We start from the raw sequence: 24,563 nt of genomic DNA on the forward strand, positions 1-24,563 counted from the left end.
CCCTAAGTCTTCCTAGCTTTGAATGGAATTATTTGGCGGCTGGTTGTGCCGGTTTGTTGGCAGTTTTACCATCGGTAGACTTATCCGTATTTTTTGCAGCTTGCTGCGGTGTTTTGGCAGCAGCCCCTTTCGCAGAAGTCTCAGGGTTTGGATTTTCTAATGGCTTCGCAACGACCTCTTGTTCAGGCTTGACTTTTGCACCACCGATAACGACTACTTTATCACCCGCTTGAAGACCGTCAGTGACCACCCATTGCCCTTGATATGTGCCATTAATCGTGACAGGGCGAACTTGAATTTTGTTGTTTTCATCAACGATATAAACTTGCGTTTCACTCTTGGTCGAGCGCATCACTGCGCTTTGTGGGACGAGTGCCGCATTGGTAATCACACTTTGGGTCAAGCGTGCGCTGACATACATACCTGGCAATAAGATATTGCTGTTGTTCGGGAATACCGCACGTAATGTCACTGCCCCTGTAGACTCATCGACTTTCGCTTCTGATAACGCCAACTCGCCGCGTACAGGATAGGTTGAGCCGTCCTCTAACACCAATTCAACCGAACTCATGCCTGTCTTTGCTTTGCCTGCAGAAATCTGCTGACGCAATTTAAGCAGCTCAGACGATGATTGACTGATATCAACATAAATAGGATCTAGGCGCGAAATGGTAACCAAAGGATTAGGTTGACCAGAGCTGACCAAGGTACCAGCAGTAACGCTAGAGCGATCAGTACGGCCTGAAATAGGTGCGCGCACAATCGTACGATTTAGATCTAAGGTGCTTGCTTGTAAGCTTGCTTTAGCCGTTTGAATACCAGCTTTTGCGCTTTCAATACCAGCTTGCGATTGACCAATAGCAGCATTGGCGCTTTGTACCGCGGCCTGCGCAGTACGTACGGCAGTTTGTGCTTGATCATATTGCTGCTTTGAGATGGCATCAATAGCAACCAATCCCTGCAGACGTTGCAAGTCGTTTTGTGCTTGTGATAGCGACGCTTGACGGCTGGCTAGTTCCGCTTTTGCATTGGCGTTATTAGCTAATGCTGTCTGATAGTTGGCTTCAGCTTGTGCTATTGCCGCCTGACCACTGGTGATAGACGTTGCGTAGTTATCCGTATTGATACGGTATAAAGGTTGGCCTTTTTTGACGTTGCTACCCTCACGAAACAACACTTCGTCGATAATGCCATTTACTTGTGGGCGGACGTCAGCGGTTTGGTATGCCGTTGTACGTCCAGCAAAAGTCTGTACTTGTGGCACGGTACCAAAGGTCACCGTTTGGACGTTGACGACGGAGGGCGGCATTTGTTGCTGTGCGGCCGCTCCGCCAGCGGCGTCCTCTTTTTTGTCACAGCCAACCAGTACAGCTCCAGATAGTACAGTTGCTATTACAAGCGCAAGATAAGAGTGCTTCATCAATGTCCTCGGCAATATAAATATCATATAATAATTAATAATAAATAGTGACAGTATAAAAAGTTTATGGATACATCTTAACGTAGAGAATATAAAAAATAATAGGCATTTACCGTCGCCAAAGTATATTGGCCGCTAAATACGCAATAACTGGATAAGTAGATTTAATTTAATGAATGATTATAAACTATAGGGTATACCCCACAGTCAAGGCGCAAAAAACTGTTTTTTCACAATATAATTACTTCTTAGCTCAACAAATGCCAAAAACATACTGAAACCATAAGCATCTCATAGGAAGCGCATTAAAAAATTCATAATCATTAATAAGAGAAAACATTGTTAAATTTTGTTTTTTTAAGTGAATATAAGAAACGTCAGCAAGAACATGATACATAAACGCTGTAAAAAGTAGATTGTTCAGAAAATTTCTACTTTAGCAATACTTAAATATGCACGCTAGATAATCAATATATAATCAGGTCAATTGAGTCGGTTTCTAATGTGAGTAACAAATAGATGAGTCAGGCCTAACAGATAAAGAAGAAAGGTAATGGTCTTATTTTTCTATAATAAAGCTATGCTTAAATAGACGTCCAATGTCCTAAATAAATCCTTATCTATGTACTTATTTATTCACCACCCATACCTCTGATAGTATTTATGCTAAATAAATACTCATTATAGTAAGCGTGCGCTAGCAAGCTCAGTCAATTGATAAAGTCCTTGACGATAGCGATTGTCGGGTAGGCTACTCAGCGCTTGTTGCGCAAGTTTGGTTTCTTCTAAAGCACGCTGTTTACAGTAATCAAGCGAGCCCGAGTGACGTACCAATGCAATCAATTGTTCTGCATTTGGGGTTTTGCCTGTCTGCACCGCGATGCGTAGCTGCTCATAGTCGGCTTTATTACTGTCTTTCAATAGTTCAAGCGCTTTAATCGTTGGCAGGGTCGGTTTACCTTCTGCTAAATCATCACCGAGGTTTTTACCCATCAGCTCACTATCACCGCTGTAATCAAGCACATCATCAACGATCTGAAAGGCATTACCAAAGTGCTGACCGAAATCAGCCAGCGCCTGCAAATGCTGCGTTTGACCTTGCAAAATCGCTGCCCCTTGAGTCGCCATCATAAATAACCGTGACGTCTTACCATCGATAATGTTTAGATAATCTTCTTCAGTTGCTTCAGGATTATGCTGATGTTGCAGTTGTAGCACTTCACCTTCAGCAATATCACAAGTGCCGTCTGAGAATACTTGTAATAGTGGCAAGCTTTGAAAGCCTACTAGCAAGTTAAAGGCACGGGCAATCAGATAGTCACCGACCAGTACGGCTGTGGCATTGTCCCAAGTCGCATTGGCAGTTGGTTTACCACGGCGCTGTCCTGATTCATCAATGACATCATCATGAACCAAGGTTGCCGTATGCAACATCTCAGTAATCGCCGCCAAATGCATGGCTTGCTGCGATGGCTCATCATTAAACATCCGTGCACATAACAAGGTAATTAAGGGGCGCATACGTTTACCGCCCGCGTTAATCACGTGCTGTGACACATTCATCACCAACTTAACTTTGGAATTAAGGCTACCAAAGACTTGTTTATCCATAATGTCAAAATCATCAGCAACAATGCTTTGAATATCAGCATAGCTTGGTGCTGTCGACGAATTAGCCGATGGCTTAGTGGATAGCGGAGCTGCAGTATTAGATAAAGGAGTACGGGTCATAGTAAATAATCATATAAAGGAAAATAAAGAGTGTTTCAATAGCTATTTATAGTAAAGCTATCGTTTTATGCATAATAGCATAGCTATATAGGTGAATTGTTGATTTAAATAAAGCAAAGTAATGAGTTAGCCTTGATATTAAGGCCTGTATTGCTTGATTTGTGACGGCATAAGATAGAACATAACTCATTAGAATCTATTAACCTATGAGTTAAATAAACAATAATTTATTAACAATACTCACTTATGTACAAAAAACTGTAAGTATCTGATTAGATAAGTTATAATAGCCGCTGTTGGATTTTAACCAATATTCTTGCTCGTTATTAGGCAGTCTTTATTAATAGCTAGGCGGTCTTTATTAACAGCGTTATATATTACGCTGCTTAATCAATGACATCACCCGTGATATGAGCGTAGACTATTGGTATTACCACCTTACAAAAACAAGAGGCGCGGCTTGCTTTTATGAGCAAAAAGCCGTAAAATCTTGCCTTTAATTTTTCCCTGTCGTGTTCGTCGTCGAAGTGTTGGTATGATATCAGCCACGGCACACGGGTTAAACGGAGTTATACAATGTACGCAGTAATCAAAACTGGTGGTAAACAGCACCGTGTCGTCGTCGATGAATTGCTTAAAGTTGAACTACTAAAAGCAGAAACCGGCGCAACGATCAAATTCGAAGACGTATTAATGATTGTTGACGGCGAAACTGTCAAAATCGGTCAGCCTATCGTTGAAGGCGCTAGCGTTGAAGTTGAAGTTGTTGAGCATGGTCGCGGCGAAAAAATCCGTATCGTCAAGCACAACCGTCGTAAGCATTATCACAAAGAGCAAGGTCACCGCCAATGGTATACCTTGTTAAAGATCAAAGCGATTAATGCTTAATTAACGATTATCAGTTTATTGATAATTAATAACGCACTAGAAGCTTAAGAGTTTTCGCATTAGCGATAGCTTTTATTAACAAGGCATTAACAAGGAGATTTTCTCATGGCACATAAAAAAGCTGCCGGTTCAAGCCGTAATGGTCGTGATTCAAACCCAAAAATGCTCGGCGTAAAAATCTTTGGCGGTCAAGCCATCGTCGCTGGTAACATCATCGTTCGTCAACGTGGTACAGAATTCCACGCTGGCGAAGGTGTTGGCATGGGTCGTGACCATACTTTATTTGCACTGAATGACGGTGTGGTAAAGTTTGCGACTAAAGGTAAATTTAACCGTCGTTATGTGATGGTTGAAAGCGCCTAGTTGCCCATCTGGATTTTTTTAGCTATTAGTTAAAATAATTCGATGACTAAAAAAGCCCTTATTACCATTTGGTAGTAGGGGCTTTTTATGCTTATAGGGCAGTGATGTACAATCCAAAATATTAGATTGAATTTTATCAATATCATTTTAAAGATCATAAATACTATTTATTACTGTACAAGATTTTCGGTTACAAGCGCGTATGCCCGTGGTAGCAATGATTGCAATTCATGTCTAGGCGCGTAATAAAAAAACTGGCACACTGTCTTCATTGTTTTATCACATCCGTTTTTTAGCTGTGATAAACATTTACCGAAAACAAAAATTTGATAAAACGTTTTATTTTTTATGCTATTTTGCATTTTGAGAGAGGATTTATAATGACTTTATTAACTAAGCAATCGAATAAACAGGCAACGACCATAAAACAAAAATTAATGGGCGGTGCCCTAGTAGGCGTTTTGATGACAACACTGGGTGTTGCTGCTCCTATGGTGGCATTAACACAGTCTGCGACGGCTGCACCTGCTGATAACTTAACAGCAGCTAAGCGTCTAAATCAGCTGTTAACCAACACTAAAAGCATAACTGCGAACTTTAGCCAAACTACTAAGGGTGCTAACAGCGGTACTTTTACTGGTAAGATGAGTGTGCAGCGTCCGAATAACTTCCGCTGGGAAACCAAGTCACCATCAGAGCAGCTGATTGTGGCTAATGGTAGCTCGATGTGGATTTATGATAAGGACTTAGAGCAGGCAACCAAGCAAAATGTAGATAGCCAAGTTGGTAATACACCGGCACTGCTACTATCAGGTGATCCAAGTAAAATTGATAAGAACTTTAAAATCACTCAGCCATATGCTAATAAAAACTACTATGTGCTGTATCCAAAATCAGATAGTGCTAGCTTTAAGAATTTATCAATCAGCTTTAGTGGTGGTAAACCAGTGATGATGGTATTGAATGATAGTTTAGGGCAAACTACTTCTATCAAGTTTAGTGGCATTAAACTTAACCCAAGCATCAGCAGCAGTCAGTTTAAATTTACACCACCAAAAGGTGTTGATGTTATTAATCAATAGAAGTTAATGAATCATGATTATTGCTAATTGAATTATCGTTAATTGATAGTTAATAGAAAAAAGACAGATCCTTAGGGTCTGTCTTTTTTTGAGTATAAATATTGAGTTTTTAAGATTATAGCTTGTAACTTTCCCGAGGTTAGGTTTTTAAAGGCAAATCTTTAGAACCCAGTTTTCTAGAGCTTAAGACATTGCTTTAATGGCGTCCATATCTGGCATCGGTGGTAGCTCATCTAAATGGGTTAAGCCAAAAGCATCTAAAAATTGTGCTGTGGTATGTAATAGCGCCGGGCGTCCCAACGTGTCTTTATAGCCATTCTCTTCAACCCAACCTTTATCAAATAATTGGCGCAATATATTACTTGATAGCGTCACACCGCGCACGTGTTCTATATCGCTACGTGTCACCGGTTGTTTGTAAGCTATAACGCTTAAAGTCTCAAGTAACGCTTGGCTTAGGCGCTCCTGACGTTGTGGAAAGACGCTCTGGATTAGGGCGCTATGGCTATCAGCGATCTGCAAGCGATAACCACTGGCCGTTTCATGCAAACTTAGGACACCAGTCTCTAAGCGCTGTTGTAGTAACGCTAGCGCCTGATTTAACATCTTAGTAGACAGTGACAAGTGTTTTTTTAGAGTGTTAGCGGTTAATGGAGATTCTGAGGCGTGTAGTAATACCTCAATATGCTTGCTGATTGTATTAAGTTGTTGCAGCTCTTCAGCCGTCGAAGAAGGTGAGGTTGTTGATTGTGAAGCCATATCTTTCATTATTTTTTCTTTGTTGAGGTAGCTTTTATTAAGGTAGCTTTTGTGGAGGCAACTTTGATTAAGGCAACTTTGATTGAGCCAATAGCCATTAAACCAATCCCATTTACAATAGCCACCGTAACGTTAATTGTCCGAGTAAATCGCTATTAGTAGATTGATTACTATCAGCGTTATTTGCTGTGCTAGCGTTACTGTCAATATGAGTATTCACCACACCAATCAATTGACGCTTCATTAATTCAAGCACCGCAACAAAGCTAACGACCACACCTATTTTACCCTGTGCTTTATCTAGTAGCTCATAAAAGGAGCGAGTGCCATCCGTGCTTAGCTGCCGACTAATACTGGCAATACGATCAGCAAGTGGTACAGCATCAACTTTAATGGTATGCATTTGATAGTCTGGTTGTAGCTGCATCTTAAATAAGCTGTCAATCAATAGGTTCGGTGAGTAGATTGGTAATTCAGCGTGCATAATACCTTGGCTAGGCATACTAACCAATGCTAAAAACACATCGCGTTCAAGACGAACTAAATTGTCTAAACGCTGACTGGCGGCTTTGATTTGGGCATATTCCTCAAGACGCTCGATGAGTTCGGCTTTTGGGTCGCGTTCATCGGTAGGCGTTTCAGGCTTAGGTAATAGCAGCTCAGTTTTGATAGCAATGAGCGTTGAGGCCATTAGTAGGTAATCACCAGCTAACTCAAAATGCTCGGTATCCAATTCACTGATATAAGCCAAATACTGCTCCGTGATGGGCAATATTGGCATTTGGGTCAAATCAACATTGTTTTTTTTGACCAGATATAGCAAAAAATCTAATGGTCCGGCGAATTGCTCAAGCCAAATGGCAAAGGCTTGCGGCGGCACATATAGGTCTTCTGGCAAATGCTGAACTGGCGTCTGATAGATACGCAGAGACATATCGTGAATCCCTGCGCTAGACTCAGTTAATCGTTCACTTTGCATATCGGTAGTCTAGTATCGTCATCAATGATAATTTATTTAAGTTTAGCAAGCGGACGGATACCAATAGCGCGGCGAGTCTTATCTAACTGTTTACGGCTATGACGACGGGCTTTTTCTGCACCTAATTGTAAGATTTCCTCTAACTCTTTTGGATTGGCCATCAGTTCCTGATAACGCACACGAAATGGCGCTATCTCAGCGTTTATTTTTTCAAACAAAGCTTGCTTGGCATCGCCCCAACCTATACCGGCGGCAAATTGTGCACGCATATCAGCGATTTCTTCCGGCGTTGCAAAGGCTTTATAAATCTCAAAAATCGCTGAATCGTCAGGATCTTTTGGCTCATCAGGTAATTGTGAGTTGGTGACGATTTTCATAATGGCTTTATGCATCTGTTTTTCGGCACTTACTTGCGGATTACCATCACCAAATAGCGGTATAGTATTGCCGTAACTTTTACTCATCTTACGGCCATCAAGACCAGTCAATAACGGGATGTCATCATCAACGACCGCTGAAGGCAGCGTAAATAAGGTTTTATATCGATGATTAAAAGTACCAGCAATATCACGTGCCATCTCGATATGCTGAATTTGATCGCGACCAACAGGCACATGAGTAGCATTAAACATCAAGATATCAGCTGCCATAAGCACCGGATAGCCGAACAGCCCCATATTGATACCTTGATCAGCATCGACATCTTCTTTTTCCATATTGATATCGACCGCGGCTTTATAGGCGTGGGCACGATTCATTAAGCCTTTGGCACACGAACAGTTTAAAACCCAAGCAAGCTCTGGGATTTCTGGCACGTCTGATTGACGATAAAAGATCACGCGCTCTGGGTCAAGACCACAGGCAATCCAAGTCGCCGCAATGGCTTTGGTAGACTCATGGATAATAACCGGATCATAGCAGCCGATAATACCGTGATAATCTGCCAAAAAGAAAAAAGCTTCATCATCACTATTTTTGATCGATTCAATCGCCGGGCGAATTGCGCCAACGTAATTACCCAAATGTAGGGTACCAGTTGGTTTGATGCCAGTTAAAATGCGCTTAACAGTAGCTGGTGTAACAGAGGTTTGCGGGTTAGAAGAGGTATTATTATTGCTCATGAAAAATCCGTTATTTATTTATAAAATTTTTGTTTATTAAATTATTATCACTGCGTGGTTATTGATGTGGCTATTTACGTAGTCATTTATACGTCGTAATAGCACAAAATATTAGCCGCAAAGTATAGCAAACTTTCTTAGTAATTTTCTTGGCAATAAAAGCTTACTTATAGATATCGGTACGACCATCAGGACCATTTTTGAAGCGGCGATGAAACCACATCCATTGAGTAGGGTCAATACGAATCAGACCTTCTAAAATTTCGTTTATACGCGTAGCATCAGCGACTTCATCATTGCTTGGATAGTTATCTAACTCTGGTGTAATGGTTAGATGATAATGTGGACGTTTACCTCTAGGCAAATTATCTGGCGTTTGCCGGTAAGTATGTAGTGCCATTATCGCTGGTAGTTTATTATCATTACTAACTACTGTAGCCAGTCGCCGTGTTGCGGTAATGGTCGCTGCTGGTACGCCAAAAAATGGCGCCATGACTCCGTTTTTAAGCCCGTAATCTTGATCAGGCGAATACCAAACCACACGTCCTTCTTTAATAGAATTAACTAAACCACGCATATTACGGCTAGAAATAAGCTTGCCGAAGAGAGGGGCACGGCCGTTATAAATAAACCAATCAAGCAATGCATTATTCTGTGGACGATACATACCATCCATAGGGAAAAACTGTGTGCATAGCATAACGCCTAGATCCAGCATCGTATAATGCGCACCCAGTAAAATAACGGGACGACCATCATTTTGAGCATTGATCAAATGCTGTAGCCCGGAGATAGAGACCGTACGGGTAAATATATTAGGACGGAACCAAGTACATAGGGTTTCAAATATGCCGATACCTTGGTTAACAAAAACCTGCTTAGCCATTAATTCACGCTCAGCTTCTGGCTTTTCAGGAAAAGCTAGTTTGAGATTGATTAGCGTATCTCGCCGCCGTGTAGCTGCTACTTTATAGAGTAAAATACCAAGCTTACGACCCAGCCAAAATTGCCAGCGTAATGGCAGATAGGCTAACGGCACAATGATGGCTATAAGTAGCCATATGCCCCAATATTTAGGCAATAAAAACTGCCATTCAAAAGGATTTTTAGCGGCTTGCCCGATTCGTTTATGGTTCTGCTTAATCGTTGGCATACCATCTGGGATAGCGGGTGATTTAGCAGGTTTGCCATGCGTTGCAGCATCAGGTGGCGGTATACTTGTTTTTGAGTCAGACTTACTGGGATCAAACTGTTCGGGCGCTTTCATAAGATCGTTACTAATAATGAAAAGTTATGATTATGATGGGGTAGTAGGCTTGGCTTTGCAAGGTAATTTACGCATTGTCATTAGAGGGTAATCGACAAAGTAGCTTTTTATAAAAAGCAGTTATGTATAAATAATCATGATGCATAAAAAAGCATCATAAAGAAAAGTATCACATATAAAGTGTCATGCATAAAAAAACCTTACAAGCTGTGACCAGCTTATAAGGTTTTGCAAATCTACGCTTTTATTTAATGCTTGTACTGTCGCTCTGAGATAAAGAAAACAGTAGCAAAAAAATAAGAGATAGCTTTGATTAACGTTTTGAGAATTGTGGACGTTTACGTGCTTTACGTAGGCCCAATTTCTTACGTTCAACTTGACGTGAGTCACGAGTAACAAAACCAGCTGCTTTAAGAGCAGGTTTGTTAGTTTCGTCTAACTCAATTAGTGCACGAGTGATGCCATGGCGGATTGCGCCAGCTTGACCAGTCATACCGCCGCCTTTCACGGTGATATAAATGTCATAAGCGTTAGCAGACTCAAGCAACTCTAATGGCTGACGAACGACCATCTGTGAAGTTTCGCGGCTGAAATATTCATCAAGTGGTTTACCGTTAACAACGATGCTACCAGTACCTTTAGATAAAAAGACACGAGCAGTAGACGTCTTGCGGCGACCAGTTCCGTAATTGCGTTCCATAAGTATATCCTTAGATGTCTAGTTCTTTAGGTTGCTGAGCTTCATGTGGATGATCGGTACCCGCATAAAGTTTTAGCTTCTTGATCATCGCATAGCCAAGAGGACCCTTTGGAAGCATACCCTTAACCGCTTTGTGTAGAACATCTTCAGGCTTATGTGCAATCAGCTTAGTGAAGTTGGTTTCTTTGATACCGCCTGGGTAACCACTGTGACGATAGTATTTCTTATCTTGCGCTTTTTTACCCGTTACCGCAATTTTTTCAGCATTGATGACGACAATAAAGTCACCAGTGTCAACGTGCGGGGTATAATTTGTCTTATGCTTACCGCGTAAGCGACTAGCAATTTGCGTGGCTAAGCGACCAAGAGTTTTGCCGTCAGCATCTACGACAAACCAGTCATGGGTCACTTCAGCTGGTTTTGCACTAAGTGTTTTCATGATAAAACCTTAAAATTAAAATTCGTTGAGAGTTTAGCTTGGGAACGGGGCTCTCAAAAAACAGACTGCACATTATAAGCAGTAGCGCCTACGCTTGCAAGCTGCATTGGGGTTTATTTTCGCCTTATATACATTAAACTGCAGCGTTGGGCCAGTTTTTCAGCGGTTTTAAACATTTTTTACATTTATTAATCGATTTCTTTAACCAGACAATTATGACGATGATAGCCGATAAAGTCCAGCAACAACTTGTCCAACTTTAGTCTGTTTCAGGCATTCAAAACTCAATATTCTATGAGGGCTATCCTTTTGAGTAGATAAGTTTTCGTTAAGCTCAGCAGCCAGTTGGCTCAATTGTCCCTCTAATGCTTTATCTGCTTCCAAATAAATCAGCGTTTCTGTATTGATTAATGCCTGCGTAATAATTGTGGTCAAGATAGGTTGCCACAAATCTGCTGCATAAGGCGGATCGATAAATACTACATCAAAATGGCGCTGATGTAGCAAGTTTTGAGCCAAAACTTGCTCGGCTGCGCCCTGAATGATTTGATAAGTAGTGGCGTCAATACGTAACTGCTCGGCACTTTGGCGTAGCATCTGAGTTTGAGCGGCGCTCATTTCTATAAAAGTACAATGGGCGGCACCACGTGATAAGGCTTCGAAACCTAAGACGCCGCTACCTGCGCAGCTATCAAGTACCTGAGCGCTGTGCATATCGGTAATTAACCAATTAAATAAGGTCTCGCGCAGGCGATCTGGCGTCGGACGTAAACCTTCTACATCGATAAAGTGCACAATACGGCGCTTAAACTGCCCGCCAATGATACGCACATCACCAGCAGCAGTAAGTTTTGCTTTATGGCTTTGGGTAGACTTGCGACCGCTTGAGGACTGCTTCATAGTATGTCTCATTTACCGTGCTTTACTTAAAATGCTACTCAAACTGATACTGAGCATTTTAGTTAGAAGTCGCTGTTGTAGTCGCTGCTTGAGCTTGCTGTGTGTCTTGGAGTGTCTTTTCTTGCAATGCTTTTTCTTCCAATATCTTTTCTTCTTTGTCACGCAGGGCGTCACGCATCAACTTTTCAAAGGATTTTTGGCGCTTAATCACTTTTAACTGATCGGCAGTTGGCGGCAAGATAGGGTTGGATTTGCGTTGTAATACCCAATAGTCAAATAAAGCGCGACCGATAGGAGCAGCAACGACACTACCACCACCGCCGTTTTCGACCAATACCGCTAGGGCAATTTGTGGATCTTCTACTGGTGCAAAACCATTGAACCAAGCATGATCCCAATGGCGCTTATCTAGTGCGGATTTATTATAGCTTTTACCTTGAGCAATTGATTTTACCTGCGCGGTGCCCGTTTTACCGGCGATACGATAGCGCGGCGTATAGATGCCACGTCCCGTACCTGCTTTGACCGTTTGCTCCATAGCATCATGCATGCGTAACCAATCAGAGGGTTTGCCATTATAATCAATCTTGCCATCGGGTTTGGTGATGACGTCGACTGCCGCTGCACCGTCGCTACTTTTTAATAAATGTGGGGTAATATGATACCCTTTATTAGCGGTCATCGCCGTTGCATTAGCAATCTGTAGTGGCGTCGCTAAGAAATACCCTTGACCGATACTAACCGAGATGGTCTCACCTGGTAACCAGCCTTTATCGTAGGTATCTTTTTTCCATTTTGGCGATGGCATAATCCCTGGTTTTTCATTGGGCAAGTCAATACCGGTTTCTTCACCGAAACCAAAACGAACCATCCAGTCGTGCAAGCGCTGAATGCCCATCTCATAGGCCAACTTATAATAATAAGTATCCACCGACATCACGATAGATTTTTTTAGATCGACAGTACCGTGACCACCTTTTTTCCAGTCGCGAAAACGGTGTGAGTCACCAGGTAAGCTAAAATACCCAGGATCATAAATAGTGGTTTCCCAATCACGTAGACCATAATGAATACCACCTAAGCCTTCAAAGGGTTTAATGGTCGAGCCAGGTGGATAAGTACCTTGTAGGGCGCGGTTATATAGCGGCTGATCAAGGTCTTCACGCAGATTGCCATAGTCTTTAAACGAGATGCCAGAGATAAAAGGGTTGGGATCGTAACTTGGATTACTAACAAAGGCTAACACATCGCCATTTTTGGGATCTATCGCCACAATCGCGCCGCGACGACCATCAAGCTGCTGCTGAGCCACCGTCTGTAGGCCGTAATCTAAGCTTAGGGTAATATCATTACCAGCGATCGGTGGTTTGGTATCGAGTTGACGTAGGATATTACCGTAGGCATCGGTTTCTACCGACTGATAACCCGGTTGCCCAAGCAATATATCCTCATAAAAATCTTCAATGCCAATCTTACCAATCAGATCGGTACCAGCATAGCGATCCTTATTTATCTGCTTAGATTCTTTGTCATTAATGCGTCCCACATAGCCAATGACATGCGCAAAGAGCTCATCGTAAGGATATGAGCGTGTCAGCTTACTCTGGATACTGACCCCTCGAAAGAAGGGTTTGCGCTCACTGAACTGCGCCAATTGCGCATCGGTTAAGTCAATCTTGATGGTCACCGGGTCATTTTTACTTTTATTTAAGCGCGATAAAATATCGGTAATATTTTCAGCCGTTAAATCAAAAATGGGTGCTAGTAAGTTTAAGGTGCGCTCTGGGTTTTCAACCTCATCAGGACTTAGCATGGCGGTAAATACGGGTTGATTGTCAGCGAGGATAATCCCATTACGATCGTAGATATAACCTCGGCTTGGCGGGGCAGAAATCAGCTTAATACGATTGTTATCCGCTTGTGTGGTGTATTTATCGTGAGCATAAACTTGTAAATAACCATAACGCGCTATCAAAATCACCAGACCCAAAAACATGAATAATCCGAGGATAATAATTCGACTGGTAAAAATACTGTTGACCTGTTCGGTATCGGGAGCTAGCGGTTTTTTCATATAAAGTCAGTACCCAGACGGTCGATGAGTCGATAAATAAATAGGAGATGGAGTAAAGGAGATGTGTGTTAAATAAAAGCCGACTATGTCAAGTCTGGTTAAGGTCAAGTCTCGTTAACTGAAAGCGAGGTGAGCATAAAGGATAAGCTAAAGTATTTCAATAACATAGCGCGATATGACGATAATATAACGTCAATTAATTTACATTCATTTATTTGCTGATGTGCAGCGAAAGTCAACCGTAAATTATAACAGAACTATAGCTATAGCGCAGTACCCAGTCATTTATTTTGTCGCTGTCACGACTATGAGCATTGATGCTGTCGTTATTATTAGCATTAGTATTGTGGCTGCTCTTAGTGACAGTATTAACATATTATCTTATTGACTGTGCTGGCAGACTATCTTAAGGATTTTATGAGTGGGAGGCGCGTGCAAAACGTGTCATCTCTAGTCACAACTTGCCTAGGGTCTAACTGTGCTAATGGGTGGCAAGTATGCTAAAATCAGGCGATTTATTTTATAATAACTATTAGGGATAGAGCCTCTTTTTGTTGAGCGTTCTTAATCTGCTAAGGATATTTGGTTAGCATCGACCATCATCACGGCAAGGATAAATAAAGTCATGGATGTAACTTCATTGTGGCAAACGATAGCTGAGCACCCCGAGTTTTTTGCCATGCTCACCATTCCACCGGTGACAGCATTTGTGACTTGGATACATGTGTGGATGGCACTGAAGATGCTGTTTTATCCGGTTAAGTTTTGGGGTATTCGTATTCCAAACTTCCCGTTTTTTGGGCTACCGGGTATCGGCTGGCAAGGTATTGTCCCAAGAAAAGCGGGTAAGATATCTGGGGTTATCGTTGACCAAACGCTCTCTAAGCTTGGCTCGCTTGATGAGTTTTTTAAAGCGATGGAGCCGGATCAGATGGCGGACTTTATCACTGATACGGTCGATAAAAACCTAGAAGACTTGATTTATGAGATTATGCTCGATCATTCACCAGCGCTGTGGGGTAATCTTCCTTATGCACTCAAGCGCCGTGTCTACGCTCAAGCGCACCAAGAGCTACCAAGTATTATGCAAAATTTGGTGACTGATTTGACTTACCATGTCGAAGATTTGGTCGATATGCGCAAGATGATTGTCAATAAAATGGAAAGTGACCGACGTTTGATGGTCAACATGTTCTTAAAAGTCGGACAAAAAGAGATCAATTTTATTTGGCATATTAGCGCCTTGATTGGATTGATTTTCGGCATTATCCAAATGTTTATATTTCTGGTCGTTCCACAGCATTGGACCGTACCGTTTTTTGCCGCTGTGTGGGGTTGTCTGACTAACTGGATTGCGATCTGGATGGTCTTTAACCCAGTAGAGCCACATTTTATTCCTTACGTGAAGTTTTTTGCGCTACAGAGTCGCTTTCCCTTTATTAAGCCGCAATTACCGCATATCGCTCAATACCGTTTTCAAGGTGGCTTTATGAAGCGCCAAGAGGAGGTTTCTGAGGTTTTTGCCGAGATTGTGGTCAAGGATTTAGTGACGCTCGAGAACATCATGAATGAGATGATGTATGGTGACCGCGCTGCCGAAACGCGTGAGTTGATGAAATCGCATCTTTATAAGGTATTAGAGTCGCCGGTGATTAGCACGACTTTACGAGTAGGGTTGGGTCGCCGCGAGTTTGGACAATTAAAAAATACCATTATTGATAAATCAATCGTCGCAACGATGGTACCACTGCGTGACCCTGAGCTTAATGAAAGCCGTGCTAGTAAAATATTTGGCTTATTCCGTGACCGTATTCGCGCACTGTCACCCGATGAGTTTCAAAACTTATTGCGTCCCGCCTTTCGTGAGGATGAGATGACACTCATTGTGCTGGGCGGTTTGACTGGCTTTTTAGCAGGTTGGTTACATCTGGTGTTGGTGTTTTTCCCAGCGATGCAGTGATAGACAGCTTTTTATGCTCTTTATACACATCGCCTACACAGTGGATACAGAAATGTGACAAGTTGACGCTAATGTACTCTGTTGTAAGTGTCCTAAGCTGCAATGGCTGATGGAAATAATTAGACAATGCTCACAGCAGAAAATTACCAGCAGTAACGAATACGGGATACCTTCGAATATCCTAAAACACCACTCCCTAAAATAAACAATGACCGTATTAAGGTAAACAAGGTTAGACCGTATGTTAATCACAGAATTGGGTTATTTTGCCTTGCTGGCCGCCTTTGTATTGGCGATCTTGCAGGTGGTATTACCAACTATTGGCGTTATGCGAGACCAAGTCGCTTGGCAGCGTTTAGCACCGAGTTTAGCGTGGGCGCAGTTTGCGGCCATGATTACCTCGTTTGGCGCATTGATGGCAGGCTTTTATTATAATGATTTTAGCCTTGTCTATGTCAGTCAGCACTCTAACACCTTGTTGCCTTGGTATTATAAGTTATCAGCAACGTGGGGCGGGCATGAAGGCTCGCTATTGCTATGGATGACTATCATGGCAACGTGGTGTGCGTTGGTATCTTACTTTAGTCGTGGTCTGCCGTTATCGATGCGCGCGCGAGTATTGGTGATATTAGCTGGCGTACAGATGATGATGCTGGCAATGTTAATCTTTACCTCATCACCATTTGATCGCACTTTGCCAAATTTGCCAGTCGATGGCGCCGATTTAAACCCTGTTCTACAGGATTTTGGTCTGATTATTCACCCACCGATGCTGTATATGGGCTATGTGGGTATGGTCGTGCCGTTTGCTTTTTGTATGGCAGCCTTGTGGGAAGGGCGCTTGGATGCGGTATGGACACGCTGGTCACGCCCATGGGCGCTGGCAGCTTGGGGTTTCTTAACAGTTGGTATCGCTTTGGGTTCGTGGTGGGCGTATTACGAGCTTGGTTGGGGCGGTTGGTGGTTCTGGGATCCGGTAGAAAACGCATCGTTGATGCCTTGGCTTGCAGGTTTGGCGTTGCTACATTCGCTTGCGGTTACTGAAAAGCGCGGGGTCTTTAAAGCATGGAGCATTATGCTGGCGATCTTTGCCTTTGCACTGAGCCTACTTGGCACGTTCCTTGTGCGCTCAGGGGTCATTACCTCAGTGCACTCCTTTGCTGCGGATCCAACGCGTGGTCTTGTGATTTTAGCCATACTTGGTGTGATCATTGGCGGCGGTTTGTTGATGTTTGCCATCCGTGGTTGGCGTCTAACGGTTGAGAGTCAATATCAACTGGTTTCCCGTGAGTCGTTTTTAGTCATTAATAACGTTATTATTTTAATTGCAACTTTAGTGGTATTACTCGGTACGCTCTATCCTATCATTGCTGATGCCTTTAACTTGGGTCAAGTATCAGTAGGTCCTCCGTACTTTAATGCGCTATTTGTGCCTTTAACGTGGCTATTGTTAGTTGCAATGGGTATGGGCTCAAATATTCGCTGGAAACAAGATAAACGTCCATTGCTAGGCATTGGTATGGTCATCGCTGTGAGCAGCCTTGTCTTAGCAGCAATCATTACTTACTTCGTTAGCCCGTCTGCCATGCTCAATATCGGTGTGACGTTAGCGGTGAGTTTTTGGGTATTGTTATGGATGGTGGTCGACTTCAAGGACAAAACTAAAAACGCCCCGAACTTCTTTAAAGGCTTAGGTCAGTTGCGTTTGAGCTATTGGGGTCAGCAAACGGCTCATATAGGGGTGTTAATAGCCGTTATCGGTGTTGCCTTTACCAGTACTTTAAGTATTGAGCGCGATGTGGCACTGGGCGAAAATGATACGGTTCACGTCCAAGGTTATGACTTTGAGGTTAAAGACTTTCATAAAGTCAGAGGCAGTAACTTTGATGGGGTACAAGCAGAAGTTGCCGTGACCAAAAATGGTCGTGCAGTTGCCACCTTGTACCCAGAAAAGCGTACGTATGTGATTAGCATGATGCCACTAACTGAAGCCGCGATTGATGCAAGCCTGATGCGTGATGTGTACGTGGCACTGGGTGAACCTATCGCTGAAGGCAGCAATAAATGGGCAGTACGTATTTATGTGAAGCCGTTAATTCGCTGGATATGGCTTGGTGCTCTTATTATGGCCTTCGGTGGCTTACTAAGTATGCTTGATAAGCGCTACCGTATTAAGAAGCCAAAGACGCCTGCACAAATTGCGGCGAATAAAGCAGGTTTTACGACTGCTACTGATATAGAGCCAACAGCGACAATGGGGGAGAAATAATATGACTCAGTCAGATAACTCTTCTCAAAAAAATCCTGAGCAAAATGGCAATCAAACGATGAAAAAAAGCCAAATTAAAATATGGTTTTTGCTTCCGCTGATTGTCTTTGCCGGTTTTATAATTATGTTGTATCTGCGTTTGGGGCAGCCGACGGATATCGTGACCAATACCGCTCTTGAGCGTCCAGTACCAACTTTTGAGCTGCCATTGTTGTCAGATACCAGTCGTATAATGACCAATGATAATTTACCTGATCAGCCATTTCTGATGAATATTTGGGGCTCTTGGTGTCCCACTTGTGTTATCGAGCATCCTTTTTTAATGCAATTAGAGGAGCGCGGTGTCAATCTAGTTGGGGTGAACTATAAGGATGATATTGGTGATGCTCTAGGGTATTTAAACCGAGGCGGTGATCCGTTCTCGATGTCTATTCAGGATTTGTCGGGTCAGTTTGCGCTAGATTTAGGTTTAACCGGTGCGCCTGAGACTTTTGTGGTTGATGGTGAAGGCATTATTCGCCAGCATATCGTTGGTGAGATTAATGAGAGCAATTGGCAAAGCCGTATCACGCCTTGTTTAATGGTGCTCAATGACGCCGACAAGGGCAATGTCAGCCCAGATCCCAATCGGGTTAAGGAGGCGTGCAAATGATTATGAATGGCTTTCAAATAAAGAGCTTTCAAATAAAGGGCTTTCAAATAAAATCCATCACGAAAAATTTAGCAAGTTTAATCATCGCTTGCCTATTTAGTATGCTAAGTATCAACGCCTATGCTGCCATTGATGTTTATGATTTTGATTCAGTACAGCAAGAGGCTCAGTATCGTGGTCTTATCGAAGAGCTACGCTGTCCAAAGTGTCAAAATCAAAACCTCGCCGGTTCTGATGCGCCCATTGCCCAAGATTTAAAACAAAAAACCTACGACTTGATTAAAGACGGTCGTAGTGATGGTGAGATTCGTGCCTATATGCAAGAGCGCTATGGCGACTTTATCACTTATAAGCCACCAGTACGCCCATCGACATGGATACTATGGTTTTTCCCGCCATTATTATTGATTACATTAATAGTTGGCTGGTTTTGGCAAAGTAGACGTCATCAACGTGTGGCCCGCGGTCAAAGCGGCGTCACAGTAGATAGCGCTACGGCGTTAACAACGGTAGAAAAAGCTGAACTTGATCGTCTGTTATCGCGTCCCAGTAGTACCAGCAGCAATGACAACCACGATAATGACATCACAAGCCTCGAGGACAAAAAATGACCCTATTTTCTACTTTTGGCTTATTTATTGCCCTAAGCTTACTGATTGCACTCATACTGGCGCTCATCGTTATCATGCCATGGTTACGAGCATCACGCCTACGAGAAAAGCCAGTCGATAATCAACTATTAGATATCAATATTGCGGTATTCCGTGAACGTCTAACAGAACTGCAAACGGATAAAGACAGTGGCACTATCGATGACACTCATTATCAAAATCAAAAGATTGAGCTTGAACGTCAGCTATTGGATGCTCAGCGTACAGTAACGCCGATGGTAGCGCCTGGTATCAAAAGTCGCTTGATTATCACGGTATGGGTGCCAGTACTCGCAGGGTTAGCTTACTTCTTAGTTAGCGACCGTACGCCCGTCTTTGATCTGTGGACAGCGGAAGATAAAGTTGCTCAAGTGGCAGATGATTTATTGAGCGGTAAAATTGATCAGCCACCCGCTTGGGCGATTGAGGATGGTACGCAATTAATCAGTGCGATGCAGACCAACGTTTATCGTCATGCTGATGACCCTGATCGCTGGATGCGTCTATCAGAGTTATTCTTATCATTAGAAGCTACTGACTCCGCTATTGAAGCCTTGTCGCGTGCTTATCGTCTATCACCCGATAATGAAGAGATTGCGACCACTTATGCGCAGATTAGTTTTTTTGCTAATAAAGGTCAGCTGGATGCCAGTAGTCGCCGTGTGCTGCAAGATGTGCTGGCTAAAAATCCGCAGCACGAAGGTGCGCAGATGCTAATGGCAATGGGCGAGGCGCGTGGTAATAACTTTGAGGAAGCCCAAGGTTGGATTAAGCGTCTACGTGACAGTATTGCTGCCAAACCAGGTGACCATAGCCAAGCGCTCGCCAGTCTCGATGAGCTGAGAACCAACGTAACGGCTCAACAGCAGCAAGCGTCTGAAGGTATTGAGGTCACTGTATCTATCAATGCGAGTCTGCTACCGCTAGTAAAAGCTGACGATGTATTGTTTGTGGCGATACGTGATGTTAAAGGTGGTCCACCATTTGCGGCTAAGCGTTTACCGATTAGTGTCATTAAACAAGGTGAAGCCAGTATTAGCCTAAGCGATCTAGATGCCATGATGCCTGAGCGTACGCTAAAGGCTGCTCGTGCTGAAAAAGTTCAGTTGGCAGTTATCGCTCGTATCAGTCATAGCGGCAATGCTACTGCAGAATCAGGAGATTTATCAGGCAATCCTGTAGTGATTAGCGCCGACCAAAATCAGGTTAATGTTGAGATTAATCAACAAGTTCCTTAATGAGTCAATATCAAATTATTAGCAGGTAATAAATGCGCGCCATTGTCTTTTCTATGGCGCGCAACCTTATTCATGAACAGATAAGTCATCGTAACTTGCCCCATAAAGACTAAAAATACTTGAGGTTTTGAAGTCCACAAGGTAAGGTAAGCTCTGCAAACCACCAATCCCTAAGTTTTATTAGTCCCAAAATCCTATCTATTAAGGAGAGTCGTGTAATGATGCGTATTATTTTGCTAGGTCCACCAGGCGCCGGTAAAGGCACCCAAGCTCAGTTCATTTCTAAAGAATATGATATTCCGCAAATCTCAACGGGCGATATGCTGCGTGCAGCAATCAAAGAAGGCAGCGAGCTTGGCAAAAAAGCCAAAGACGTGATGAACGCGGGTGGCTTGGTTTCTGATGATCTCATTATTAACCTAGTGCAAGAACGCATCGCCAAGCCTGATTGTGTTAATGGTTGTATTTTAGATGGTTTCCCACGTACTATTCCACAAGCCCAAGCGCTTGCAGATGCGAATGTTGCGATTGACCATGTGATTGAAATTAGTGTCCCTGATGATGAAATCGTTAAGCGTCTATCTGGTCGTCGCCAGCATGCAGGTTCTGGTCGTGTTTATCACATTGACCATAATCCACCAAAGCAAGAAGGCATTGATGATGTGACTGGCGAAGCGCTTATTCAGCGTGAAGACGACAAAGAATCTACTATTCGTGACCGTTTAGCCACTTATCATGAGCAAACGTCAACGCTAGTTGGTTTCTATCAAGACAAAGCGGCTGAGGGCGGTGATGCGCCTAAATATGACAAATTTGATGGTACGCAAGGCATTGATGATGTTAAGCAACAAATCCTATCAGCCCTAAAAGGCTAGTGTTGTTTTACTCATTTATTTTCTGAGCTTGTTTATTGATTGTTGTTATTAGAAAACCCTGCTATTAATAATCAGCAGGGTTTTTTATTGCTTAATAGTGAATGACTATTATAAAAAACACTTCAAAATGCAGGTGTAGAAAAGCCGTTTACTTATGCATAAGTAAACGGCTTTTCTATTAAAACGTCATACTAATAAAGCCAGTAGCGTTTAATTTAAAATTTATGCGTTACCTTCAGCATCAACTTGCTGTTGGCTTTGTGCATAAGCTTGGTCAAAGTTCACGGGTGCTAGCAATAATTGCGGGAAGCTACCACGCGTCACGATGTCGCTGATGACTTCACGAGCATACGGGAACAAAACGTTCGGGCAATAAGCGCCTAGGATTTGACCGATTTGATCTTCTGGAATGTCTTTCAATAAGAATATACCTGCTTGATGAACTTCCGCGATAAATGCCGCTTCTTCTGCATTTTTCGCAGTGACACTAACAGTCAATACCACTTGATAGTGATCGTCATCAAGCTTCTCAGCATTGCTAGATAGATTAATATCAAGCTCAGGGTTCCACTCTTTAGTGAATACGCCAGCGCCTGGGACTTCAAGTGACATGTCTTTTACATAAATGCGTTCTAGTGCCAATTGTGGTTGTACTTGTTCTTCAGTCATGATAATTCCTCTAAAAGTTAATCAAATGATTGTGCAAACTGTCGTTGTAATAAGCTAGCATCGTAATAAATTTTAATAAAACAGCATTGTAATATAAATCGAGAATCAATCTCGATATTTTTTTAGCAATACTTTTTATTAATATTCCTATTTATTGCTGTCTCTATCGTTACTCATATAGACGTTACTCACATAGATTATTTATAGATAAAGACAGTAAAGTAAGATAGCAAATTAACCCGCTAATAGCTCGTCAAGTTTACCTTGCTGGTTCATTTGGTTAAGCTCATCGAAGCCGCCAACAAAGGTATCGCCAACGAAAATTTGTGGCACAGTACGATAGTTATTTGTTTTTTGCATTAATTCTTGGCGCTCTTCGCGGCTCATATCGTGCATACCAATTTCTTCATATTCAACGCCTTTAGATTTAAGCAGTTGCTTGGCATTTGAGCAGTATGGGCAGATAGGGGTAGTATAAACTTTGACAGATACCGTCATGATAAGTCCTTATTTATAAATTTATGAGGCAAGCGTTTTATGATAAAAAATCGTTTTAATAAAAATTATCATCATCCGTTACCAACCAGTGGGTGGCAGATATATTTATTGATGCTCACTATAAAGTGGGGATGGGTATGATAAATTCAAGCTAACCAAACGGAAAATACCTCACAGTATCATAAATGCCACATAAAAAAAGACACCCTATGAGGAGGTGTCTTTTTATTCGCTATCGTTAATTAGATAGCAATGAAACATTAAATACTAGCTTAACGCTACATCTAACTATTTTGCAGATTTACTATTTATGCAAGCTCGGTTTTGCTTTGACTTTACTTTTAGGCTTGGCATCTTTCAGACCGACAAGTGGCATACCAGCGCCTTGCCAGCCGCCGATACCGCCTTCTAAACGATAGACACTCTCTTTACCAATCATTTGTACCGCAGCGCCTGCTTGTACACCCATGTCGCAAATGATAATCACTGGCTGCTCAATCGCGCGAATTTCTTCTAAGCGGTCTTTAAGCTCAGTAAATGGAATATTGCGACTGCCTTGGATATAACCAGTGACAAACTTCTTTTTGGCGCGAATATCGATAAGCTGCGCATTTTGCGAGTTAACCATCATACCAAGGGTATTAGGCGATATTTTTCTGCCACTACGTTTGTTTTCAATAGCAAAAAACAGCACGGCAAGTACGGCTAATATACCAAATAAAAACGGGTGGTGACCCACAAACTCCAGCGCACGTTCCAAACCATACCTCCAAAAAAATAAGTGTTCTATTAAGCTGAGAAGACAGCCTAATGAATTGAACAAGGCGCTATTATACCGATAAGGTCATCTATAGTAAACGTGTGATGGCCAACATAGTGGTTAACGATTAATAAGGCTTAATAAGATTTAGTATCAGCTTCTTCTCTTAGCGTGATAAGATTTTCAACGCGGCGCTGCAATACTTTACCCTCAGCAACCGCCTCCCACAACGCGCAGCCTTTACTATTATGAGTGTGGCGACAGTCGCGGAATTGGCAATCACCAGCCAGCGGTGCAAGCTCAACGAAGCCTGAGATGATATCATCAGGCGTTAAGTGCCAAATGCCATACTCGCGAATACCCGGTGTGTCGACGATGCCGCCTTGGGTTAAATCATTTGGATTAAAAGGTAATAAACGGCTGGTCGTGGTCGTATGTTGACCGAGTTTTGAGTTATCAGAGATAATATTTACGCTTTGTGCCGATTCAGGTAGTAGGGCATTAATTAAACTGCTTTTACCAACACCCGATTGACCGGCAAAAATAACCAATTTCTTATCTATGTAGCGTTTTAACTCATCAAGTCCTTCTTGTTCGTCGCTATCAGCGACGTTTTCAGGACAATCCACTGAGGTTAATACGCTCTCATAGCCAAGCGCGGCATATTGTGCTAATAATTCATTGGTATCAACACCGTTTTCTTGTGCCAATAAATCGGCTTTATTAAGTACCAGTAGCGGCTTAACGCCAGCATGGTGGCAAACGACTAAATAACGATCGATTAGCGTCGGGGCAGCAGCAGGTAATGGCGCAAATACAATGGCTAAAATATCGACATTGGCAGCGACAGGCTTGAGCTTATGGTAACGGTCAGGACGTGAGACAAGAGAGGTACGTGGTTTCACCGATTCGATACGTCCAAAACCCGTATTAGAATCTGCGCTCCAGCGTACTTGATCGCCCGCCGCTAACATAGGTAAGTTGGTACGCACATGACAGCGCCAAATATCACCCAATTCTAGTGTTTGCCAAAATGGCTCAGGATCATCAGGTGCGATTTCGGGCTGCACAGGTATGAATGCTGGCAAACTAGTCACTTGGACTTCTAATTGCTTGCCATAATGCGCCATGACCACGCCATCCATCAAACTGTCATCGATGCTGTCTTGACTGTCCAGCTGTTGTTTGTCGATGCGACGAATCTGTTGTTTAGTCAGTTTGCGTTGCCGGATTAATGCCATGGGTTTGTGACCTATTAGAAAAATATTG

23 protein-coding genes are annotated in these 24,563 nt (G+C 42.6%); 9 read left to right on the forward strand and 14 right to left on the reverse strand.

What is annotated here, in order from left to right; translation table 11 throughout:
- Nucleotides 1-28 precede the first annotated feature (28 nt).
- On the reverse strand, nt 29-1,420 hold the full coding sequence (locus WAZ74_RS00110) for an efflux RND transporter periplasmic adaptor subunit (RefSeq protein ID WP_422304485.1): 1,392 nt from the start codon (nt 1,418-1,420) through the stop codon (nt 29-31).
- 681 nt (nt 1,421-2,101) lie between these two features.
- The gene (locus WAZ74_RS00115) at nt 2,102-3,031 is read right to left on the reverse strand and encodes a polyprenyl synthetase family protein (protein ID WP_422304638.1); all 930 of its coding nucleotides are present in this window, start codon (nt 3,029-3,031) and stop codon (nt 2,102-2,104) included.
- A gap of 696 nt (nt 3,032-3,727) precedes the next feature.
- On the opposite strand from WAZ74_RS00115, the gene rplU reads away from it, so the two are divergent.
- The 3 genes from rplU to lolA all read left to right on the forward strand — a co-directional run bounded on the left by rplU (nt 3,728) and on the right by lolA (nt 5,484).
- Nucleotides 3,728-4,039 (forward strand): 50S ribosomal protein L21, encoded by a 312-nt coding sequence (gene rplU / locus WAZ74_RS00120; protein ID WP_010199185.1) that lies wholly within the window; start codon nt 3,728-3,730, stop codon nt 4,037-4,039.
- 105 nt (nt 4,040-4,144) lie between these two features.
- The gene (gene rpmA / locus WAZ74_RS00125) at nt 4,145-4,402 is read left to right on the forward strand and encodes a 50S ribosomal protein L27 (RefSeq protein WP_010199200.1); all 258 of its coding nucleotides are present in this window, start codon (nt 4,145-4,147) and stop codon (nt 4,400-4,402) included.
- Nucleotides 4,403-4,782: 380 nt separating this feature from the next.
- A complete protein-coding gene (lolA, locus tag WAZ74_RS00130; RefSeq protein WP_422304500.1) occupies nt 4,783-5,484 on the forward strand; it encodes an outer membrane lipoprotein chaperone LolA in 702 nt (233 codons plus the stop codon).
- Between the two features lie 183 nt (nt 5,485-5,667).
- Here lolA and scpB read toward each other — a convergent pair whose 3' ends face one another.
- From scpB to mrdA, 8 genes are all read right to left on the reverse strand, one after another.
- Nucleotides 5,668-6,243 (reverse strand): SMC-Scp complex subunit ScpB, encoded by a 576-nt coding sequence (gene scpB, locus WAZ74_RS00135; protein WP_422304640.1) that lies wholly within the window; start codon nt 6,241-6,243, stop codon nt 5,668-5,670.
- Between the two features lie 112 nt (nt 6,244-6,355).
- Nucleotides 6,356-7,222, reverse strand: coding sequence for a segregation and condensation protein A (locus WAZ74_RS00140; protein WP_422304502.1), 867 nt, complete (start codon nt 7,220-7,222; stop codon nt 6,356-6,358).
- A 32-nt stretch (nt 7,223-7,254) separates the two neighbouring features.
- On the reverse strand, nt 7,255-8,343 hold the full coding sequence (locus WAZ74_RS00145) for a tryptophan--tRNA ligase (RefSeq protein WP_422304504.1): 1,089 nt from the start codon (nt 8,341-8,343) through the stop codon (nt 7,255-7,257).
- A 163-nt stretch (nt 8,344-8,506) separates the two neighbouring features.
- Nucleotides 8,507-9,610, reverse strand: coding sequence for a lipid A biosynthesis acyltransferase (locus tag WAZ74_RS00150; protein WP_422304506.1), 1,104 nt, complete (start codon nt 9,608-9,610; stop codon nt 8,507-8,509).
- A 313-nt stretch (nt 9,611-9,923) separates the two neighbouring features.
- Complete coding sequence (rpsI, locus tag WAZ74_RS00155) at nt 9,924-10,310, reverse strand: 30S ribosomal protein S9 (protein ID WP_422304508.1); 387 nt, start codon at nt 10,308-10,310, stop codon at nt 9,924-9,926.
- 10 nt (nt 10,311-10,320) lie between these two features.
- The gene (rplM, locus tag WAZ74_RS00160; protein ID WP_062533540.1) at nt 10,321-10,749 is read right to left on the reverse strand and encodes a 50S ribosomal protein L13; all 429 of its coding nucleotides are present in this window, start codon (nt 10,747-10,749) and stop codon (nt 10,321-10,323) included.
- A gap of 213 nt (nt 10,750-10,962) precedes the next feature.
- Nucleotides 10,963-11,649 carry a 16S rRNA (guanine(966)-N(2))-methyltransferase RsmD gene (gene rsmD / locus WAZ74_RS00165; protein WP_422304512.1) on the reverse strand — a complete coding sequence of 229 codons (687 nt, stop codon included), beginning with the start codon at nt 11,647-11,649 and terminating at the stop codon, nt 10,963-10,965.
- Between the two features lie 58 nt (nt 11,650-11,707).
- Nucleotides 11,708-13,723, reverse strand: a complete 2,016-nt coding sequence (gene mrdA, locus WAZ74_RS00170; protein WP_422304514.1) for a penicillin-binding protein 2 — start codon at nt 13,721-13,723, stop codon at nt 11,708-11,710.
- 625 nt (nt 13,724-14,348) lie between these two features.
- On the opposite strand from mrdA, the gene WAZ74_RS00175 reads away from it, so the two are divergent.
- From WAZ74_RS00175 to adk, 6 genes are all read left to right on the forward strand, one after another.
- Complete coding sequence (locus WAZ74_RS00175; protein WP_422304516.1) at nt 14,349-15,683, forward strand: hypothetical protein; 1,335 nt, start codon at nt 14,349-14,351, stop codon at nt 15,681-15,683.
- A 241-nt stretch (nt 15,684-15,924) separates the two neighbouring features.
- Entirely contained in the window at nt 15,925-17,952 is a 2,028-nt protein-coding gene (locus WAZ74_RS00180) for a heme lyase CcmF/NrfE family subunit (protein ID WP_422304518.1), read from the forward strand.
- Between the two features lies 1 nt (nt 17,953).
- Nucleotides 17,954-18,604 carry a DsbE family thiol:disulfide interchange protein gene (locus tag WAZ74_RS00185; protein ID WP_422304520.1) on the forward strand — a complete coding sequence of 217 codons (651 nt, stop codon included), beginning with the start codon at nt 17,954-17,956 and terminating at the stop codon, nt 18,602-18,604.
- 101 nt (nt 18,605-18,705) lie between these two features.
- The gene (locus tag WAZ74_RS00190) at nt 18,706-19,215 is read left to right on the forward strand and encodes a cytochrome c-type biogenesis protein (protein WP_422304642.1); all 510 of its coding nucleotides are present in this window, start codon (nt 18,706-18,708) and stop codon (nt 19,213-19,215) included.
- Nucleotides 19,212-20,492: a c-type cytochrome biogenesis protein CcmI gene (gene ccmI, locus WAZ74_RS00195; protein ID WP_422304522.1), complete on the forward strand. Its 1,281-nt coding sequence runs from the start codon at nt 19,212-19,214 to the stop codon at nt 20,490-20,492. The genes WAZ74_RS00190 and ccmI overlap by 4 nt, the downstream gene beginning before the upstream one ends.
- 221 nt (nt 20,493-20,713) lie before the next feature.
- A complete protein-coding gene (gene adk, locus WAZ74_RS00200) occupies nt 20,714-21,367 on the forward strand; it encodes an adenylate kinase (RefSeq protein ID WP_422304644.1) in 654 nt (217 codons plus the stop codon).
- A gap of 222 nt (nt 21,368-21,589) precedes the next feature.
- Here the strand turns inward: adk and secB are convergent, their stop codons facing one another.
- From secB to rsgA, 4 genes are all read right to left on the reverse strand, one after another.
- Nucleotides 21,590-22,039: a protein-export chaperone SecB gene (gene secB / locus WAZ74_RS00205; RefSeq protein WP_422304646.1), complete on the reverse strand. Its 450-nt coding sequence runs from the start codon at nt 22,037-22,039 to the stop codon at nt 21,590-21,592.
- 231 nt (nt 22,040-22,270) lie between these two features.
- Nucleotides 22,271-22,534, reverse strand: coding sequence for a glutaredoxin 3 (grxC, locus tag WAZ74_RS00210; protein ID WP_422304524.1), 264 nt, complete (start codon nt 22,532-22,534; stop codon nt 22,271-22,273).
- Nucleotides 22,535-22,838: 304 nt separating this feature from the next.
- Complete coding sequence (locus tag WAZ74_RS00215; RefSeq protein ID WP_422304526.1) at nt 22,839-23,294, reverse strand: rhodanese-like domain-containing protein; 456 nt, start codon at nt 23,292-23,294, stop codon at nt 22,839-22,841.
- A gap of 137 nt (nt 23,295-23,431) precedes the next feature.
- Complete coding sequence (gene rsgA, locus WAZ74_RS00220; protein WP_422304528.1) at nt 23,432-24,535, reverse strand: ribosome small subunit-dependent GTPase A; 1,104 nt, start codon at nt 24,533-24,535, stop codon at nt 23,432-23,434.
- Nucleotides 24,536-24,563: the final 28 nt, after the last annotated feature.

Origin of the sequence: Psychrobacter sp., assembly GCF_049295055.1 — a bacterium.
Classification (GTDB): Bacteria; Pseudomonadota; Gammaproteobacteria; order Pseudomonadales; family Moraxellaceae; genus Psychrobacter.

Excerpts from the sequence above, each read along its gene's own strand:
- WAZ74_RS00110 (WP_422304485.1), bottom strand. The coding sequence starts at position 1,420 with ATGAAGCACTCTTATCTTGCGCTTGTAATAGCAACTGTACTATCTGGA.
- WAZ74_RS00115 (WP_422304638.1), bottom strand. The coding sequence starts at position 3,031 with ATGGATAAACAAGTCTTTGGTAGCCTTAATTCCAAAGTTAAGTTGGTG.
- rplU (WP_010199185.1), top strand. The coding sequence starts at position 3,728 with ATGTACGCAGTAATCAAAACTGGTGGTAAACAGCACCGTGTCGTCGTC.
- rpmA (WP_010199200.1), top strand. The coding sequence starts at position 4,145 with ATGGCACATAAAAAAGCTGCCGGTTCAAGCCGTAATGGTCGTGATTCA.
- lolA (WP_422304500.1), top strand. The coding sequence starts at position 4,783 with ATGACTTTATTAACTAAGCAATCGAATAAACAGGCAACGACCATAAAA.
- scpB (WP_422304640.1), bottom strand. The coding sequence starts at position 6,243 with ATGGCTTCACAATCAACAACCTCACCTTCTTCGACGGCTGAAGAGCTG.
- WAZ74_RS00140 (WP_422304502.1), bottom strand. The coding sequence starts at position 7,222 with ATGCAAAGTGAACGATTAACTGAGTCTAGCGCAGGGATTCACGATATG.
- WAZ74_RS00145 (WP_422304504.1), bottom strand. The coding sequence starts at position 8,343 with ATGAGCAATAATAATACCTCTTCTAACCCGCAAACCTCTGTTACACCA.
- WAZ74_RS00150 (WP_422304506.1), bottom strand. The coding sequence starts at position 9,610 with ATGAAAGCGCCCGAACAGTTTGATCCCAGTAAGTCTGACTCAAAAACA.
- rpsI (WP_422304508.1), bottom strand. The coding sequence starts at position 10,310 with ATGGAACGCAATTACGGAACTGGTCGCCGCAAGACGTCTACTGCTCGT.
- rplM (WP_062533540.1), bottom strand. The coding sequence starts at position 10,749 with ATGAAAACACTTAGTGCAAAACCAGCTGAAGTGACCCATGACTGGTTT.
- rsmD (WP_422304512.1), bottom strand. The coding sequence starts at position 11,649 with ATGAAGCAGTCCTCAAGCGGTCGCAAGTCTACCCAAAGCCATAAAGCA.
- mrdA (WP_422304514.1), bottom strand. The coding sequence starts at position 13,723 with ATGAAAAAACCGCTAGCTCCCGATACCGAACAGGTCAACAGTATTTTT.
- WAZ74_RS00175 (WP_422304516.1), top strand. The coding sequence starts at position 14,349 with ATGGATGTAACTTCATTGTGGCAAACGATAGCTGAGCACCCCGAGTTT.
- WAZ74_RS00180 (WP_422304518.1), top strand. The coding sequence starts at position 15,925 with ATGTTAATCACAGAATTGGGTTATTTTGCCTTGCTGGCCGCCTTTGTA.
- WAZ74_RS00185 (WP_422304520.1), top strand. The coding sequence starts at position 17,954 with ATGACTCAGTCAGATAACTCTTCTCAAAAAAATCCTGAGCAAAATGGC.
- WAZ74_RS00190 (WP_422304642.1), top strand. The coding sequence starts at position 18,706 with ATGCTAAGTATCAACGCCTATGCTGCCATTGATGTTTATGATTTTGAT.
- ccmI (WP_422304522.1), top strand. The coding sequence starts at position 19,212 with ATGACCCTATTTTCTACTTTTGGCTTATTTATTGCCCTAAGCTTACTG.
- adk (WP_422304644.1), top strand. The coding sequence starts at position 20,714 with ATGCGTATTATTTTGCTAGGTCCACCAGGCGCCGGTAAAGGCACCCAA.
- grxC (WP_422304524.1), bottom strand. The coding sequence starts at position 22,534 with ATGACGGTATCTGTCAAAGTTTATACTACCCCTATCTGCCCATACTGC.
- rsgA (WP_422304528.1), bottom strand. The coding sequence starts at position 24,535 with ATGGCATTAATCCGGCAACGCAAACTGACTAAACAACAGATTCGTCGC.